The sequence below is a fragment of the Rhizobium sp. 268 genome, assembly GCF_036571585.1.
Taxonomy (GTDB): Bacteria; Pseudomonadota; Alphaproteobacteria; order Rhizobiales; family Rhizobiaceae; genus Rhizobium; species Rhizobium redzepovicii.
In genome coordinates this window covers 338,224-355,685 of record NZ_JAPPSO010000005.1, presented here as the reverse complement: position 1 = coordinate 355,685, position 17,462 = coordinate 338,224, and the positions used below count along the sequence as shown (strand labels likewise).

At 63.3% G+C, this 17,462-nt stretch carries 16 protein-coding genes; 13 read left to right on the top strand and 3 right to left on the bottom strand.

All coding sequences use genetic code 11. The features are described 5' to 3' along the window. Positions 1-4 precede the first annotated feature (4 nt). Positions 5-1,210 (bottom strand): ABC transporter substrate-binding protein, encoded by a 1,206-nt coding sequence (locus OS035_RS12600; protein WP_183778055.1) that lies wholly within the window; start codon positions 1,208-1,210, stop codon positions 5-7. Positions 1,211-1,385: 175 nt separating this feature from the next. On the opposite strand from OS035_RS12600, the gene OS035_RS12595 reads away from it, so the two are divergent. Next, a complete protein-coding gene (locus tag OS035_RS12595) occupies positions 1,386-2,339 on the top strand; it encodes a LysR family transcriptional regulator (RefSeq protein ID WP_183778053.1) in 954 nt (317 codons plus the stop codon). Here OS035_RS12595 and OS035_RS12590 read toward each other — a convergent pair whose 3' ends face one another. After that, positions 2,340-2,678, bottom strand: a complete 339-nt coding sequence (locus OS035_RS12590) for a cupin domain-containing protein (protein WP_097629064.1) — start codon at positions 2,676-2,678, stop codon at positions 2,340-2,342. Between the two features lie 174 nt (positions 2,679-2,852). Here OS035_RS12590 and OS035_RS12585 point away from each other — a divergent pair, with 174 nt between their 5' ends. The 4 genes from OS035_RS12585 to OS035_RS12570 all read left to right on the top strand — a co-directional run bounded on the left by OS035_RS12585 (position 2,853) and on the right by OS035_RS12570 (position 6,558). Continuing rightward, positions 2,853-4,040: an acyl-CoA dehydrogenase gene (locus OS035_RS12585; RefSeq protein WP_183778051.1), complete on the top strand. Its 1,188-nt coding sequence runs from the start codon at positions 2,853-2,855 to the stop codon at positions 4,038-4,040. Between the two features lie 89 nt (positions 4,041-4,129). Continuing rightward, positions 4,130-4,591 carry a DUF4126 family protein gene (locus tag OS035_RS12580; protein WP_331813772.1) on the top strand — a complete coding sequence of 154 codons (462 nt, stop codon included), beginning with the start codon at positions 4,130-4,132 and terminating at the stop codon, positions 4,589-4,591. After that, entirely contained in the window at positions 4,588-5,955 is a 1,368-nt protein-coding gene (locus OS035_RS12575) for an FAD-containing oxidoreductase (protein WP_183854586.1), read from the top strand. Before OS035_RS12580 ends, OS035_RS12575 begins: the two co-directional genes overlap by 4 nt. A gap of 33 nt (positions 5,956-5,988) precedes the next feature. Continuing rightward, positions 5,989-6,558, top strand: coding sequence for a DedA family protein (locus OS035_RS12570; protein ID WP_331813771.1), 570 nt, complete (start codon positions 5,989-5,991; stop codon positions 6,556-6,558). Positions 6,559-6,573: 15 nt separating this feature from the next. On the opposite strand, the gene OS035_RS12565 is transcribed toward OS035_RS12570, so the two are convergent. After that, positions 6,574-7,617, bottom strand: coding sequence for an NAD(P)-dependent alcohol dehydrogenase (locus OS035_RS12565; RefSeq protein ID WP_183854590.1), 1,044 nt, complete (start codon positions 7,615-7,617; stop codon positions 6,574-6,576). A 495-nt stretch (positions 7,618-8,112) separates the two neighbouring features. Between OS035_RS12565 and OS035_RS12560 the strand changes: the two genes are divergently transcribed. From OS035_RS12560 to OS035_RS12525, 8 genes are all read left to right on the top strand, one after another. Continuing rightward, on the top strand, positions 8,113-8,472 hold the full coding sequence (locus tag OS035_RS12560) for a copper resistance CopC family protein (protein WP_183778039.1): 360 nt from the start codon (positions 8,113-8,115) through the stop codon (positions 8,470-8,472). A 300-nt stretch (positions 8,473-8,772) separates the two neighbouring features. Then, on the top strand, positions 8,773-8,862 hold the full coding sequence (locus OS035_RS12555) for a K(+)-transporting ATPase subunit F (protein WP_003594574.1): 90 nt from the start codon (positions 8,773-8,775) through the stop codon (positions 8,860-8,862). A 69-nt stretch (positions 8,863-8,931) separates the two neighbouring features. Continuing rightward, a complete protein-coding gene (kdpA, locus tag OS035_RS12550) occupies positions 8,932-10,635 on the top strand; it encodes a potassium-transporting ATPase subunit KdpA (protein ID WP_310805591.1) in 1,704 nt (567 codons plus the stop codon). A 65-nt stretch (positions 10,636-10,700) separates the two neighbouring features. Continuing rightward, positions 10,701-12,761 carry a potassium-transporting ATPase subunit KdpB gene (gene kdpB / locus OS035_RS12545; protein ID WP_331813770.1) on the top strand — a complete coding sequence of 687 codons (2,061 nt, stop codon included), beginning with the start codon at positions 10,701-10,703 and terminating at the stop codon, positions 12,759-12,761. 13 nt (positions 12,762-12,774) lie between these two features. Further along, positions 12,775-13,344 carry a potassium-transporting ATPase subunit KdpC gene (gene kdpC / locus OS035_RS12540; RefSeq protein WP_183778033.1) on the top strand — a complete coding sequence of 190 codons (570 nt, stop codon included), beginning with the start codon at positions 12,775-12,777 and terminating at the stop codon, positions 13,342-13,344. 204 nt (positions 13,345-13,548) lie between these two features. Beyond that, the gene (locus tag OS035_RS12535) at positions 13,549-16,257 is read left to right on the top strand and encodes a sensor histidine kinase (protein ID WP_183854598.1); all 2,709 of its coding nucleotides are present in this window, start codon (positions 13,549-13,551) and stop codon (positions 16,255-16,257) included. Continuing rightward, positions 16,254-16,946: a response regulator transcription factor gene (locus OS035_RS12530; RefSeq protein ID WP_183778029.1), complete on the top strand. Its 693-nt coding sequence runs from the start codon at positions 16,254-16,256 to the stop codon at positions 16,944-16,946. The genes OS035_RS12535 and OS035_RS12530 overlap by 4 nt, the downstream gene beginning before the upstream one ends. Positions 16,947-16,987: 41 nt before the next feature. Beyond that, complete coding sequence (locus OS035_RS12525) at positions 16,988-17,443, top strand: PTS sugar transporter subunit IIA (RefSeq protein WP_183778027.1); 456 nt, start codon at positions 16,988-16,990, stop codon at positions 17,441-17,443. Positions 17,444-17,462 lie beyond the last annotated feature (19 nt).

Sequence of the window (17,462 nt, the reverse complement as noted above, 5' to 3'; positions counted from 1 at the left end):
GCGCTCACTTCACCAGATCGCAGCCGCTCTTGGCGGGGTCGATATAGGCTTCCTTGCCAGGAATGGTGGCGAGAACGTTGAAGTAGTCCCACGGCTCCTTGCTGTCGGCCGGCTTCTTGACCTGCAGCAGGTACATGTCGTGGATCATGCGGCCGTTGGCGCCGACCGTGCCGCCGCGACCGAAGACGTCATCGACAGGCATTTCATGCAGCTGTTTGGCGACGGCTTCCGTCTCGTCGGTGCCGGCCTTCTGCACCGCCTTCAGATATTGCGTCACCGCCGAATAGGTGCCGGTGTGGATCATATTCGGCATCTTGCCGGTGCGGGCGAAGAATTTCTTGGCGAAGGCCCGGCTTTCGTCGTCGCGATTCCAGTAAAAACCTTCGGTGAGCGTCAACCCCTGCGCCGCTTCGAGGCCGAGGCCATGGACTTCGGCGAGCGTGAAGAGCAGCGCCGCCAGATGCTGGCCGCCCTGTGTGATGCCGAATTCGGCCGCCTGCTTGATGGCGTTCGAGGTATCGAGGCCGGCATTGGCAAGGCCGATCACCTTGGCGGCTGAGGATTGCGCCTGCAGCAGGAAGGACGAGAAATCCTGAGTCGACAGCGGATGGCGGACGGCGCCGACGACCGTGCCGCCGCTCGCCTTGACATAGTCGGTGGTCTGCTGCTCCAGCGAATAGCCGAAAGCATAGTCGGCGGTCAGGAAGAACCAGCTGTCGCCGCCCTGCTTGACCAGTGCACCGCCAGTGCCGACGGCGAGCGCATGGGTGTCGTAGGCCCAATGGAAGCCGTAGGGCGAGCAGGCCTTGCCGGTCAGATCGGTCGTCGCCGCACCGGTGACGATGTCGATCTTTTTCTTTTCCTTGGCGATCGCCTGCACGGCGAGCGCCACCGACGAGGTCGTCAGTTCCATGATCGCATCCACCTGCTCGGTGTCATACCACTGGCGGGCGATGTTGGAGGCAATATCAGGCTTGTTCTGGTGGTCTGCATCGACGATCTCGACCGGCACACCAAGTACCTTGCCGCCGAAATCCTCGACCGCCATCTTGGCGGCTTCGACGGAAGACTTGCCGCCAAAATCGGCATAGACGCCCGACTGGTCGTTCAGGATGCCGATCTTGACCTTGCCGTCGGTCGCGCTCTGCGCGAGCACCGCGGTGCTGCTCGCCAGCAGAAATGCAACTGATGCAACGAGATTCTTACGCATATTCTCTCCTCCCAGAGATGAGCCAGATTGCGGTTCTGTTCAGATTTGGCCAGCCGCACTCCTCAGAACGACGGACCCTCTCCCTACGATCACGGAAATTCCGCGTTGAAGCAACGGGTGGTTTACAACTAATTCCAAACAGTATCTGTTCGTTTTTGAACAGATGGGGATCGCGATGAACAATCCGCCGCAGTTTACTTGGGACGATCTTCAGTTTTTTCTAGCCGTCGCCCGCACCGGACAGCTGTCGACGGCGGCCCGCCAGCTGCGCTCCAGCCATGCGACCGTCTCGCGGCGCATCGACCGGCTGGAATTCACCCTCAAGGTCAAGCTTTTCGAGCGCAATCCGCGCGGTTATGTGCTGACCGCCATGGGCACGCGTTTCGTCGAAACGGCCGAGAAAATGGAGCAGGAGACCGAGCGGCTGCGCGCCGACCTCGCCGATGGCTCGATGGCACAGCGCGGCCTCGTGCGCTTCAGCGCGCCCGAGGGTTTTGCCAATTTCTTCTTTGCGACCGTTCTGCACCGCTTTGCCGCCCAGCATCCGCATCTCTCGCTCGAATTGGTGACGATTCAGCAGATCATGTCGCTGTCGCGCAAGGAGGCCGATCTTTCCGTCGTGCTCGACGAGCCGAAGGGTGGGCCTTATTTTGCCGAGAAGCTGACCGATTATCACCTGCAGATCTATGGCTCGCGCGACTATCTGGCGAAAGCGCCTGCCATCACCTGCCGCGAGGACCTGCTTGAGCATCCCTTCGTCAGCTATATCGAGGAAATGATTTTCGCGCCGGGCCTGGATTATCTCAGCGATGTGCATCCGCGCATCAAGCCGCAATTCCAGAGTTCCAGCATCTTCGCCCAGCTCACCGCCACCCGAAACGGCCTCGGCCTCTGCATCCTGCCCTATTTTTTCGCCAGCCGTTATCCCGAGCTCGTGCGCGTGCTGCCCGAGGAGGTCGACCTCAAGCGCCATTACTGGATCACCTGCCACCGCGACCTGAAACAGGCGCCGCGGGTGCGCGCCGTCATCGACTTTCTGCGCGAGGCGGTGCGCGGCGAGGATGCTCGCTTCGTGCCACCCTATGTCACTCCCGCCGGCCCGGCGCGTCGCTCGGAAGCCGAAAGCTGACTATTTGAGAAATTCAGCCCGGTGCGGCGTGAAGCTATCGATCAGTCGGCCCTTTTCCAGCGCCTTGACGCCGTGGACGAGATTGGGGGGCACGATGAAGCTGCCGCCCTGCTTGAGCACCTCGGTCCGGCCGTCGATCGTTACCTCGAAGCTGCCCTCGGCGACATAACTTGCCTGGATGTGCGGATGCGAATGGGCCGCACCGACGGCACCGCTCTCGAAGGCGACTTCAACCATCATCATCTCCGGAAGACAGGTCATGATGCGCCTGGTAACGCCGGGCTCGGGATTGACCCATTCGGCGCCTTCAGCCGATACGAACAGATCGCTTGACGACATTTCCGTCTCCTCGTTCCAGAATCGATAGCCGGCAAAGTGGAGCATGCCGGCGCTTTTGAAAAGATGGCGCGCCCTGTCTTTTCGATGAGGCGGCCTTCTGTTGACGCGGTCGGCTGGCGGGTTTATGCGACCTTGAGCGAGGCAAGCCTGAGTCAAGGGTGAGGAGGCGCCGACATGCAGCATACGCGCGAGGTTTTCGACTGGGCCGACCCGTTCCGCTTGGTGGAGCAACTGACCGACGAGGAGCGCATGGTGCAGAATACGGCCCATGCCTATGCGCAGGAAAAGCTCGCGCCCCGCGTTCTCGACGCCTTCCGCAATGAAAAGACCGACCCTGAAATCTTCCGCGAAATGGGCGAACTCGGCCTGCTCGGCCCGACGATCTCGCCGGATTACGGCGGCGCCGGCCTCGGTTACACCGCCTACGGCCTGATCGCCCGCGAGGTCGAGCGGGTTGACAGCGGCTATCGTTCGATGATGAGCGTGCAGTCCTCGCTGGTCATGGTGCCGATCGACACCTTCGGCTCTGAGGCGCAGAAGCTGAAATACCTGCCGAAACTCGCCACCGGCGAATGGATCGGCTGTTTCGGCCTGACCGAACCCGATCACGGCTCCGATCCCGGCTCGATGGCGACACGCGCGAAAAAGGTCGACGGCGGCTACAGCCTCACCGGCTCGAAGACCTGGATCTCGAACGCGCCGATCGCCGATGTTTTCGTCGTCTGGGCCAAGACCGAGGACGGGTTTATCCGCGGTTTCATCCTCGAAAAGGGCTGGAAGGGGCTTTCGGCGCCTGCCATCCATGGCAAGGTCGGCTTGCGCGCCTCGATCACCGGCGAAGTGGTGATGGACGGGGTCTTCGTGCCCGAGGAAAATCTTCTGCCCGGCGTGACCGGCCTGAAAGGACCGTTCACCTGCCTCAACTCGGCCCGCTTCGGCATCGCCTGGGGCGCGCTTGGTGCTGCCGAGGATTGTTACGCCAGGGCGCGGCAATATACGCTGGAGCGCAAGCAGTTCGGCCGGCCGCTCGCCGCCAACCAGTTGATCCAGAAGAAGCTCGCCGACATGGCGGCGGAGATCTCGCTCGGACTGCAGGGCTGTCTGCGGCTCGGCCGCATGAAAGAGGAAGGACATCCGCCGGTGGAACTGACCTCGATCCTCAAGCGCAACAGCTGCGGCAAGGCGCTGGAGATTGCGCGCGCGGCCCGCGATATGCTCGGCGGCAACGGCATCTCCGACGAATTCGGCATCGCCCGTCATCTCGTCAACCTCGAAGTAGTCAACACCTATGAGGGCACCCACGACATCCACGCGCTGATCATCGGTCGAGCGATCACCGGCATCGCCGCCTTTGCGAACTAACTCGCTTGCAGGGCAAGGCGAATTGCCACGCGCCTGACAATGTGCAACCTTCCCTCTCGCGGCACAAAGCCGGCAATGAGGGGGATCGCATGTTTCTGCTTCTTGCATTGCTGATCGGTGTCATTTCAGGCCTTCGCACCATGACGGCGCCGGCCGCCGTCGCCTGGGGCGCAGCACTCGGCTGGTTCGACCTGTCGCAGACGCCGCTTGCCTTCATGGGCTATCGCTGGACGCCGTGGATCTTCACGATCCTCGCGGTCACCGAGCTGGTCGCCGACCAGCTGCCGTCGACGCCGTCGCGCAAGGTGCCAATGCAGTTCGGTGCCCGCATCGTCTCAGGCGCGCTGTCGGGTGCTGCAATCGGGGCCGCCAGCGGCCTGCTCTTCGGCGGGCTGATAGCCGGCGTGATCGGCGCCGTCATCGGCACCTATGGCGGCGCTGCCGCCCGCAGCCGGCTTGCCGCCTCCTTCGGCAAGGACCTGCCGGCCGCCCTTATCGAGGATGCCGTAGCCGTCATCGGCGCGGTGCTGATCGTGGGAGCCGTCGCATGACAAATTTCGACGCTATCGTTATCGGCGCCGGCCAGGCCGGCCCGTCGCTTGCCGCCCGCATGGTGGAAAAGGGCATGAAGGTGGCGCTGATCGAGCGCAAATTCCTCGGTGGCACCTGCGTCAATGCCGGCTGCATGCCGACCAAGACGCTGGTCGCCAGCGCCCGGGCCGCCCATGTCGCCAGAAGCGGCGCCGCCTACGGCGTCAAGATTCCCGGCGAGATCGCCATCGATATGAAGGTGGTCAGAGCCCGCGCCGAAACCGTGACGATGAATGCCCGCAACGGCCTCATCGGCTGGCTCACCGGGATGGACGGCATGAGCGTGATCTACGGCCATGCCCGTTTCGAAGGCCCGAAGACCGTCCGCGTCAACGGCGAGACGCTGACTGCGCCGCGCATCTTCCTCAATGTCGGCGCGCGGCCTGTTATCCCCGAGCTGCCGGGTATCCATGATATCGACTACCTCACGAGCACCTCGATCATCCAGCTCGACACGCTGCCGCGGCATCTGGCGGTGATCGGCGGCAGTTATATCGGGCTGGAATTTGCGCAGATGTATCGCCGCTTCGGCGCCGAAGTCAGCGTCATCGAGCATGGCCCTAAGCTCGCATCGCGCGAGGACGAGGATATATCGGATGCGATCGCCGACATCCTGCGTGCCGAAGGCATCGGCGTGCACACCGATGCCGGCAACATTGCCTTTGCCGGAAACGGCAGCGGGGTAAGCGTCACCGCCGGCTCGGCGACAATCGATGCGAGCCATGTGCTGATCGCCACCGGCCGCACGCCGAACACCGACGATCTCGGCCTCGATGCCGCCGGCGTCGCCACCGATAAACGCGGCTTCATCACCGTCGACGACGGGCTCGCCACCAATGTCGAGGGCATCTGGGCGCTCGGCGACTGCAACGGCCACGGCGCCTTCACCCACACCTCCTACAATGATTTCGAGATCGCCGCCGCCAATCTCCTCGACGGCGACGACCGCAAGGTCTCAAGCCGCATTCCGGCCTATGCGCTCTACATCGACCCGCCGCTCGGCCGTGTCGGCATGACGGAGAAACAGGCGCGGGAGTCGGGGCGCAAGATCATGGTCTCGACCCGGCCGATGAGCCGCGTCGGCCGCGCAACCGAGCGCGGCGAGACCAGGGGCTTCATGAAGGTGATTGCCGATGCCGAGACCAAGCAGATCCTCGGCGCTGCGATCTTGGGCATCGAGGGCGACGAGGTGATCCATGGGCTTATCGACGCGATGAATGCGGGCACCACCTATCCCGCCTTGCAATGGGCGGTGCCGATCCATCCGACGGTGTCGGAGCTGATCCCGACGCTGCTTGGCGATCTGAAGCCGGTTCAGCCGTGACCTGACCTCGGGAAGAGCTGGAGGCGAACCCGCGTGTCCATCGAACTGCTGATCGAGAATTACGGCCTGCTGGCAATCTTTCTGGGCGCTGCCTTCGAAGGCGAAACGGCCGCCTTTCTCGGCGGCGTGGTCGCTCATCGCGGGTTGCTTCCCTATTGGTCGGCGTCGCTCGCAGCCATGGCCGGATCCTTCGCCGGCGATCAGTTCTGGTTCTTTGCCGGCCGTTACGCGGCCCGATGGAGCCTCGTCCGCCGGCTGATGGAAAAGCCAGCGCTCGCCCGCGTTACCCAACTTCTGGAAAAATATCCGACCGGCTTCATCCTTGCGTTTCGTTTCCTCGTCGGATTGCGCACGATCAGCCCTGTCGTCATCGGGACGACGCGGATATCGACCGGAAAATTCGTCATCCTGAACGCCATCGCCGCTTTGATCTGGGGGCAGCTTTTCACCGCGCTTGGCTATTTGTTCGGGCACGGCATCGAGCAGATATTGGGCCACCTTTCCCTTCACCGCCATCTGCTGATTGCCATCGGAGCCGCGGCTGTCGCCGCCGCCGCGGCCCTTGCCTTTCGCAGAATGAGACCAAGCGCCAGGCACTCGTAGCGGCGCTTAGAGCCTTTATTCCATGACGATCTGCAGCTTGACGTCGCTCGGCCTTGCCTCGACAGCGCGATCGAAGGCCTTGATCGAATCTGCGAATGTGAAGGTCTCTGATATCAGCGGCTTCAGATCGACGCGGCCCGATGCCAAGAGCGCGATCGAGCGCTCATACTGGTGCGCGTAGCGGAACACCGTCTCGATACGGATCTCCTTGGTCGATGCCGTGGAGACATCGAAGCCGATAGGGTTGACCGGCAGGCCGACGGCGACGATGACGCCGCCCGGGCGCGGCAACGCCATGATCGTCTCCCAGGCCTTCGGCGAGCCGGAGCATTCGAAGACGACGTCGGCACCCCAATCGTCGGTCAGCCGCACGACCTCTTCGCTCAGGTTCTTATCGCGGATATTGACCGGAATGACGCCCTGATATTGCGCGGCGATATCGAGCTTCGGCTGGGCGAGATCGGCGACGATCGCCCGGGCGCAACCGCCGGCCAGGGCGGCGATCGCTACCATCGTGCCGATCGGGCCGGCGCCGAGGACGACGGCGGTATCCCCAGGCGTAATCTTCGCTTTGGCTGCCGCCTGCATGCCGACCGCGAAGGGCTCGACCATGGCGCCTTCGGCGAAGCTGACATTGTCCGGCAGCTTGAAGGTATAATTGGCGGGATGCACGACCTCAGGCGTCAGCACGCCGTGGATCGGCGGCGTCGCCCAGAAGGTCACGGCCGGGTCGATATTATACATACCGAGCCGGCTTGCCTTGGAATTCGGATCTGGAATGCCGGGTTCCATGCAGACGCGGTCGCCGACTTTCAGATGCGTCACCCCGGCCCCGACCTCGACCACCGTGCCCGCCGCCTCATGGCCAAGCACCATCGGCGCGTTGACGATGAAGGGGCCGATCTTTCCATGGGTATAATAGTGAACGTCCGAACCGCAGACGCCGACGGTATGAATCTTTATCTTCACCTGCCCCGGCCCTGTTTCGAGCGGCAGATCAATATCGCGAAGCGCAAGCTCATGCTGGCGCTCCAGTACCAGCGCACGGACTTTGGTCATGATCGGTTTCCTTCCCTTGTGCCCGCGGTTCGTCGCGTGCCGTTGAAGCGACTATAAGACTTTAAGGGGCGGCAATTCAATCGAAGAGATCAAGCTTTTGCTCAACATGCGATGAAATGCCCATTTCCTATAATCCGAAAGATTTGTCTTCCAAGACCTCCGTATGATTCCAGCCTTGACCGTCGGGGAGTACATTCTTCATTCGAGCATCCCGGCCACGAGGACAGGCAGAGAGATGAAGAAAAATCACGATAATGCCGGCGGAAATCGATCCAACGGCCCGACGATATCAAGGTCATTGCGGCAGTTCTGGCAACGGCTTGTGGACCTGATCGCCGCACTGCCGAAAGACCGCCAACCGCGGCCGGTACGTATTGTTGTAAAGACAAGGGATCGAAATCATCGCTTGCAGCGTTATTAGCCATGCGCCGGCATGGCGTCGCGGAAGCATGACGGCTCCGGCCCATGCGGATCGGCAAGATAAGGAAGACCATCATGAAGTCGATCGTGTCATTCTGTCTGTTCGCATCCCTTCTCTTCACCGCAGGTGAAGCGTCTGCGGCCCTGGAGCAAGCGTCGCTCCCGCCGCAGCAGGAAGAACGGCTGGTGCCGGCCAATCTGGAGCTCACCTTCAGCGGCCCGGTCGATCTTGCCCGCTCGACTGCCGTCCTGCTGAATGCACAGGGAACGGCGCTTCCCACCGGCAAGCCGTTTCTCTCCGGTCCTGAGGGATCGATCTTCAAGGTTCCGCTCGATCCTGCCATGGCACCCGGCGATTATACCGTCGACTGGCGCGTCCTCTCGATGGACGGCCGCAGTGCCGAAGGCCAATACCGGTTCCGGGTCGATCCTTAGCTCGCTGCCTGAAAAGCATTTATAAGATTTTTATATTGACGGCCCTCCGGCCGTCTCGAACCTTTATGGCCTCCGGCTCCATATTGAAACCCGAGAGATCGACCGATCATCTCCACGCCAGAAAGCATGAAAGGCGGCCTTCCCCAGGGAATGGCGCCCTTTGTCTTGTCTGACTCCAACAAGAACAACAGGAGTCACGATCATGATGGATATCATTCTGCTTGGCACCGCGATCCTATTCTTCGCGCTGTGCTTTGCCTACACACGAGCCTGCGACAGGCTTTGACCGGAGAAACGACGATGACCCTCGATTATATCTTGAGCGGTGCCGTGACCGTGTTTCTCACCGTCTACCTCACCTACGCTCTGCTTCGCCCAGAACGCTTTTGAAGAGAATCGGCGCTTCCGGGGTCGCGCATACGTGACCGAGAAGCCGCCGGGTATTGAAAGTTGACCTCCATGACCCTCAACGGATGGCTTCAGATCCTGCTTTATTGCGGGATCGTGCTTACGCTCGTCAAACCGCTCGGCGGCTACATGACGCGTGTCTTCAGCGGCGAGCGCACCTTCCTGTCGCCCGTCCTCGTTCCGATCGAACGGGGACTTTACCGCGCGGCCGGCACCAGCGAAGGCGAGGAGCAGCATTGGACCTCCTATGCCTTCGCCATGCTGCTCTTCAATCTTCTCGGCGTCATCGCGCTTTTTGCGCTGCAGCGCTTCCAAGCCGGGCTTCCCTATAATCCGGCCGGCATGGCGACCGTCCCGCCGGAGCTTGCCTTCAACACCGCCGTCAGCTTCGTCACCAATACGAATTGGCAGAACTACGGCGGCGAAAGCACCATGTCCTATCTCACCCAGATGGCCGGCTTCACCGTCCAGAACTTCGTGTCGGCCGCGACCGGCATTGCGATCGCACTCGCCTTCATCCGCGCCTTCTCGCGTGCTTCGGGCAAGGCGATCGGCAATTTCTGGGTCGATATGACGAGGGCGACCCTCTACGTGCTGCTGCCGATCTGCATCGTGCTGACGCTCGTCTATGTCTATCTCGGCGTGCCGCAGACACTCGGAGCCTATGTCAATGCGACGACGCTCGAAGGCGCGCAGCAGACGATCGCCGTCGGCCCCGTCGCCTCGCAGCTTGCGATCAAGATGCTCGGCACCAATGGCGGCGGCTTCTTCAACGCCAATTCCGCTCATCCGTTCGAAAACCCCGATGCGATCTCCAACCTCATCCAGATGGTCTCGATCTTCGCGATCGGTGCGGCGCTGACCAATGTCTTCGGCCGCATGGTCGGCAATCAGCGCCAGGGCTGGGCAATCCTCGCCACGATGGGCGTGCTGTTCCTCGCCGGCGTCGTCGTAACCTATTGGGCGGAAGCGGCCGGCAACCCGCTGATGCACGCCTTCGGTCTTGGCGGCGGCAACATGGAGGGCAAGGAAGTCCGCTTCGGCGTCGCCCTCTCCTCGCTCTTTGCCGTCATCACCACCGCCGCCTCCTGCGGCGCGGTTAATGCGATGCATGGCAGCTTCACCGCGCTCGGCGGCCTCATTCCGCTGATCAACATGCAGCTCGGCGAAATCATCGTCGGCGGGGTCGGTGCGGGCTTCTACGGCATCCTGCTGTTCATCATCGTCGCCGTCTTCGTCGCCGGCCTGATGGTCGGCCGCACGCCGGAATATCTCGGCAAGAAGATCGAGGCGAAGGAAATGAAGATGGCTGTCCTCGCCATCCTCTGCCTGCCGCTCGTCATGCTGGTTTTCACCGCGATCGCCACGGTGCTGCCCTCCGCCGTCGCCTCGATCGGCACCGCCGGCCCGCACGGCTTCTCCGAAATCCTCTATGCCTATACCTCGGCTGCGGCCAATAACGGCTCGGCTTTCGGCGGACTGACGGGCAACACGCCTTGGTACAACGTGACGCTCGGCATCGGCATGCTCGCCGGCCGCTTCCTGGTCATCATCCCGGCGCTTGCCATCGCCGGTTCGCTGATCGGCAAGAAGACGGTCCCGGCCTCGGCAGGCACCTTCCCGACGGACGGCCCGCTCTTCGTCGGTCTGCTCGTCGGCACCATCCTGATCGTCGGCGGCCTGACCTTCTTCCCGGCCTTAGCACTCGGCCCCATCGTCGAGCACCTGGTCATGATCGCCGGGCAAACCTTCTGAGGCGATGCCGTGACCCTGCGTCACAGGTTTCGTCCACCATCCTCGTTTCAAAGCTGGAGTCTCTTATGAGCCAGGCAAAATCCGCGAGTATCGTCGATAGTCGCATCCTCATTCCGGCCGTGGGCGCCGCCTTCAAGAAGCTCGACCCGCGCGCACTTGCCAGAAATCCGGTCATGTTCGTCGTGGCCACGGTCTCGGTGCTGACCACCGTGCTTTTCCTGCGCGACCTCGCAGCCGGCAACGGCAATCTCGGCTTCTCCTTCCAGATCAATCTCTGGCTATGGTTTACCGTGCTCTTTGCCAATTTCGCCGAAGCCGTCGCCGAAGGCCGCGGCAAGGCGCAGGCGGATTCGCTGCGCAGGGCCCGCACCGAAACCCAAGCCAAGCTGCTCGCCACCAACAATGGCAGCGACTACCGCATGGTGCCGGGCACCAGTCTCAAGGTCGGCGACGTCGTGCTGGTCGAGGCCGGCGATATCATACCTTCGGACGGCGAGGTCATCGAAGGGGTGGCCTCCGTCAACGAGGCGGCAATTACCGGCGAATCCGCCCCGGTCATCCGCGAATCCGGCGGCGACCGCTCGGCGGTCACCGGCGGCACCCAGGTGCTGTCCGACTGGATCCGCGTCCGCATCACCGCAGCCGCCGGCTCGACCTTCATAGACCGGATGATCGCGCTGGTCGAAGGTGCGGAGCGCCAGAAGACGCCGAACGAGATCGCGCTTAACATATTGCTGGCCGGCATGACGCTGATCTTCGTGCTCGCCGCCGCGACGATCCCGAGCTTTGCCATCTATGCCGGCGGCTCGATCCCGATCATCGTTCTCGTCGCCCTCTTCGTCACCCTGATCCCGACGACGATCGGTGCGCTGCTGTCGGCGATCGGCATTGCCGGCATGGACCGTCTCGTCCGCTTCAACGTGCTCGCCATGTCCGGCCGCGCCGTCGAAGCTGCCGGTGACGTCGACACGCTGCTGCTCGACAAAACCGGCACGATCACGCTCGGCAACCGCCAGGCGACGAGCTTCCGCCCGGTTCGCGGCGTTTCCGAACAGGATCTCGCCGACGCCGCCCAGCTTGCCTCGCTGGCCGACGAAACGCCTGAAGGACGCTCCATCGTCGTGCTCGCCAAAGAGCAATATGCGATCCGCGGCCGTGACATGGCGAGCCTCAAGGCCACCTTCGTGCCCTTCACCGCCCAGAGTCGCATGAGCGGCGTCGACCTCGAGGGCGCTTCGATCCGCAAGGGGGCAGTCGACGCCGTGCTGACCTATGTCAACGGCGACGCCCCTTCGAAGAACGGCAGCGAGGTCGTGCGCGAACTGCAGTTGCTCGCCGACGAGGTCGCCAAATCGGGCGGCACGCCGCTCGCCGTTGCCCGCGACGGCCGGCTGCTCGGCGTCATCCAGCTGAAGGATATCGTCAAGGGCGGCATCCGGGAGCGCTTCACGGAGCTGCGCCGCATGGGCATCCGCACCGTGATGATCACAGGCGACAATCCACTGACGGCCGCGGCCATCGCTGCCGAAGCCGGCGTCGACGATTTCCTCGCCCAGGCGACGCCGGAGATGAAGCTGGCGCTGATGCGCGAGGAGCAGGCCAAGGGCAAGCTCGTCGCCATGTGCGGCGACGGCACCAACGATGCGCCGGCGCTTGCCCAGGCCGATGTCGGCGTCGCCATGAACACCGGCACGGTCGCCGCCCGCGAGGCCGGCAATATGGTCGACCTCGATAGCGACCCGACGAAGCTTATCGAGATCGTCGAGATCGGCAAGCAGCTCCTGATGACGCGCGGCGCGCTGACGACCTTTTCGATCGCCAACGACATCGCCAAATATTTCGCCATCATCCCGGCGATGTTCCTGACCTTTTACCCTCAACTCGGCGTGCTCAACATCATGGGGCTTTCGACGCCGCAAAGCGCCATCCTCTCGGCAATCATCTTCAACGCGCTTGTTATCGTCGCGCTGATCCCGTTGTCGCTGAAGGGCGTGCGCTACCGTCCGATCGGCGCCGGCGCGCTTCTGTCGCGCAACCTTCTGATCTACGGCCTCGGCGGCATCATCGTCCCCTTCATCGGCATCAAAGCGATCGACCTGGCCGTCGCAGCCCTCGGCCTCGCTTAAAGGAGCAGGAACAATGTTGAAAGAACTTCGCCCGGCCGTCGTCATGATCGTCGCCACCACCGCGATCACCGGCCTTCTCTACCCCCTCGCCATGACCGGGGCGGCCCAGGCCCTCTTTCCCGCCCAGGCAAACGGCAGCCTGGTCGAGAAGAACGGCCAGGTGATCGGCTCGACACTGATCGGCCAGGCCTTCACCTCAGACAAGTATTTCCACGGCCGTCCCTCGGCTGCCGGCGACGGCTATAATGCCGCCGCCTCCAGCGGCTCGAACCTCGGCCCGACCAGCCAGAAACTGATCGATCGCGTCAAGGGCGACTACGAGGCCTACAAGGCGACGAACCCCAATGCCGAGGTGCCCGCCGACCTCGTCACCGCATCGGGCAGCGGCCTCGATCCCGACATTTCGCCCGACGCCGCCTACTTCCAGGTGGCCCGCGTGGCCAAGGCGCGTGGCGTGGATGAGGCCAAGGTAAAGACGCTGGTCGACGGCGCCGTTCACGACCGCGAACTCGGCCTTCTCGGCGAACCCACCGTCAATGTTCTGGCGTTGAACCAGAGCCTTGATGCTTCTATGACTGAGTGAGTTTCGTTGGCTGGGTGCCGCCTTCTCTTCCCTCATCCCTGTGCTTGTCACAGGGATCCAGCAGCGTCGCGTCTGCGACGCGGGATACTTCCTTTCACGCGAAGGACTTCGCGTGGCTGGATTCCTGTGACGAGCACGGGAATGAGGGAGCACTAGGCGTAGCGCCCGTCCTCAAGCACAGGCATTGGCAGAAAGACCACACGCATGCCAGACGACAACCGCGACCAGGCCGGCAGGCCATCGCCCGATGCGCTGCTCGAAAAAGCCCGGGCGGAAACGCGCGGCCGTCTGAAGATCTTCTTAGGCGCCGCCCCTGGCGTCGGCAAGACCTATGAGATGCTCCTCTCCGGCCGCGCCAAGATCGCCGATGGCTTCGATGTCGTCATCGGCGTCGTCGAGACCCACGGCCGCAAGGAGACCGAGGCGTTGCTCGCCGGCTTCGAGATCATCCCCCGCGTCGAAATCGACTATAAGGGAAGGCTGCTCGAGGAGATGGATCTCGACGGCATCCTCGCCCGCAGGCCAGATCTCGTGCTGGTCGACGAACTCGCCCATACCAATGCCGAGGGCAGCCGCCATCCGAAGCGCTACCTCGACGTCAAGGAGCTGCTCGACCGCGGCATCGACGTCTATTCAACGCTGAACATCCAACATGTCGAGAGCCTGAACGACGTCGTCTCGCAGATCACCCGCATCCGGGTGCGGGAGACGGTGCCGGACTCGATCATCGACCTTGCCGACGACGTCGAGATCATCGACCTGACACCGGACGACCTCATCAAGCGCCTGCATGACGGCAAGGTCTACATGCCGCGCACCGCCGAGCGGGCGCTGACCAACTATTTCACGCCCGGCAATCTGACGGCGCTGAGGGAGCTTGCGCTGCGCAAGACCGCCCAGCGTGTCGACGATCAGCTGCTCACCCATATGCAGGCCCACGCCATATCAGGCCCCTGGGCGGCGGGCGAACGCGTCCTCGTCTCGGTCGACCATCACCCGCGGTCGGCCTCGCTGGTGCGTTACGCCTCTCGCATGGCCTCGCGGCTGCGGGCGCCCTGGGCGGCCGTCTATGTCGAGACCAACCGCTCGATCAACCTCAGCGAAGCCGAGCGCGATACGATCGCCTCGACGCTGCGGCTTGCCGAGCAGCTCGGCGGCGAGGCCATCACCATCCCCGGCCGTGAGGTGGCCGACGAACTCGTCCGCCACGCCAGCGCCAACAATGTCACCCATATCGTCATCGGCGCGCCGAAGAAGCCGACCTGGCGCGACTGGTGGGGCCGCTCGATCACCGACGAGCTGATCCGCAAGGCCGGCGAGATCAGCGTCCACGTCATCTCTGGCACCGAGAAGGACGGGACCACCGCGCGCGGCGTCAAGGCGGCCGCCACCGCGCCGCAGCTGGATTTGCGGGCTTATCTGCTGGCAACCGTCTATGTCGCGATCGCGCTCGGCGTCAGCATAGTGCTCGACCAGGTCCTCGACGTGCGCAACCTCGCCCTGGTCTTCCTGATGGCGGTGCTGACCTCGGCCGTGCTGCATGGGCTGCGGCCCGCGCTTTACAGCTGCATCCTCAGCGCGCTGTCCTTCAACTTTTTCTTCCTGCCGCCACGCTACACGCTGACGATCAGCGATCCGGAAAGCGTGCTTGCCCTGTTCTTCTTTTTGGGCGTCGCCATCATCGCCAGCAATCTGACCGCGACCGTGCAGCGTCAGGCCGCCGCCGCTCGGCAGCGGGCGCGAACGACCGAGGATCTCTATCTCTTCTCGAAGAAGCTCGCCGGCACCGGCACGCTCGACGACGTGCTCTGGGCAACCGCCTTCCAGCTCGCCTCGATGCTGAAGGTCCGCGTCGTGCTGCTCTTGCCTGAGGAGGGTAGCATCGCCGTCAAGGCCGGATATCCGCCCGACGACACGCTCGACGATGCCGATATCGCCGCCGCCCGCTGGGCCTGGGAGCACAATCACGCCGCCGGCCGCGGCGCCGACACGTTGCCCGGCGCCAAGCGCCTTTACGTGCCGCTGAGAACCGGCCGCACCGCCGTCGGCGTCATCGGCCTCGACAGCGACCGACGCGACGGGCCGCTGCTGACGCCCGAGCAGCAGCGGCTGCTCGACGCGCTGGCCGACCAGGCGGCGCTTGCCATCGAACGCGTCCAGCTCGTCGCCGATGTCGACCGGGCGAGGCTCGCGGCCGAAGCCGACCGGCTGCGTTCGGCGCTGCTCACGTCGATCTCGCATGACCTGAAGACCCCGCTTGCCGCCATCCTCGGCGCCGCCGGCACGCTGCGCGATTATTTCACCTCGATGCCGGAGGAAGATCGCAGCGACCTGCTTTCCACCGTCGTCGACGAATCCGAGCGGCTCAACCGTTTCATCGCCAATCTGCTCGACATGACCAAGATCGAATCCGGCGCGATGGAGCCGAACGGCGCGCTGCATTATGCCGGCGATATCGTCGGCAGCGCACTGCGTCGCGCCGCAAAGATGCTCGAACGGCACAGAACCGAGACGAGCATTCCAGCCGACCTGCCGATGGTGCGCGTCGATCCGGTGCTGTTCGAGCAGGTGATCTTCAACCTGCTCGACAATGCCGCGAAATACGCGCCCGAAGGATCGGTGATCCATATCGGCGGCTGGGCCGATGCCGACAATGTCGTTGTGCAGGTCTCCGACGAAGGCCCGGGCATCCCGCCGGCCGATCTTACCCGTGTCTTCGACACCTTCTACCGGGTGCGCAAGGGCGATCAGGTGCGCGCCGGCACCGGGCTTGGCCTTTCCATCTGCCGCGGCTTCATCGAGGCGATGGGCGGCACGATCGCGGCCGGCAACCGGACGGGTCGCCCCGGCGCCGTCTTTACCATCCGCCTGCCGAAGCCCAACGACATTCCGAAACTGGATGAACTCAAATGACCGGTTCAGCCGTCAAAATCCTCGTCGTCGACGACGAGCCGCCGATCCGCAAACTGCTCCGCGTCGGCCTGAACGCCCAAGGTTACGAGGTGCAGGAAGCGGCAAATGCCGCCAGCGCCCGTCAGTCGGTCGCCGACAGCCTGCCCGATCTTATCGTGCTCGACCTCGGCCTGCCCGACATATCTGGCCACGACCTCTTAAAGGCGTGGCGCGATGATGGGCTATCCGTGCCCATCGTCATCCTCTCCAGCCGCACCGACGAGGCCGGCATCGTCACGGCGCTGGAAAGCGGCGCCGACGATTACGTGACCAAGCCTTTCGGCGTCAACGAACTCGGCGCCCGCATCCGCGTAGCGCTGCGCCACCGCCTGCAGCAGCAAGGGGAAAAGGCAATCTTCCAGACGGGCGGGCTGTCGATCGACCTCGTCAAGCGCATCGTCAAGGTCGACGGCCAGGACATAAAACTGTCGCCAAAGGAATACGACATCCTGCGGGTGCTCGCCCAGCACGCCGGCAAGGTGCTGACCCACCAGTTTCTCTTAAAGCAGGTATGGGGGCCGGCGGCGGATGTGCAATATCTGCGCGTCTACATCAGGCAGCTGCGGCAAAAAGTCGAACAGATTCCCGACCAGCCGCACTATATCACCACCGAGACCGGCGTCGGCTACCGGCTCAGGGAACCGGACTGACCGCCCTTGCCTCCCGCTGCCCGAACAGTATTGAGAATGACATGAACCTTCCCAACATCATCCGGCCGGAACACACCTTCATCGGCGTGCCGGCGCCGACCAAATGGCGCGCGCTGCAGGGGATAGCGGAGAAGGCCGGCAAGGCTTTCTCGGTCGACGGCCAGACCATCCTGAAAGCGCTTGAAGCGCGCGAGAAGCTCGGCTCCACAGGGATCGGCAACGGTATCGCCATTCCGCATGCGGCGATCGACGGCATGACGAGCCCGCGCGGCCTGCTCCTCCGCTTCGCCCAGCCGCTGGATTTCGAGGCGATCGACGATATCCCGACCGATATCGCGGTCGTGCTGCTTTTCGGGGAGAACAATCGCGGCGAATATCTGAACGTCTTGTCCGCCATCGCCCGGCGGCTGCAATCGGACGGCGTGCTCGCCGCCATGCGCAAGGCAAGGACGGTCGACGAATTTTATTCCGATTTCATCGCCGACTCCAGGGTATGAAAAAGGCGCGGCCCAAGGG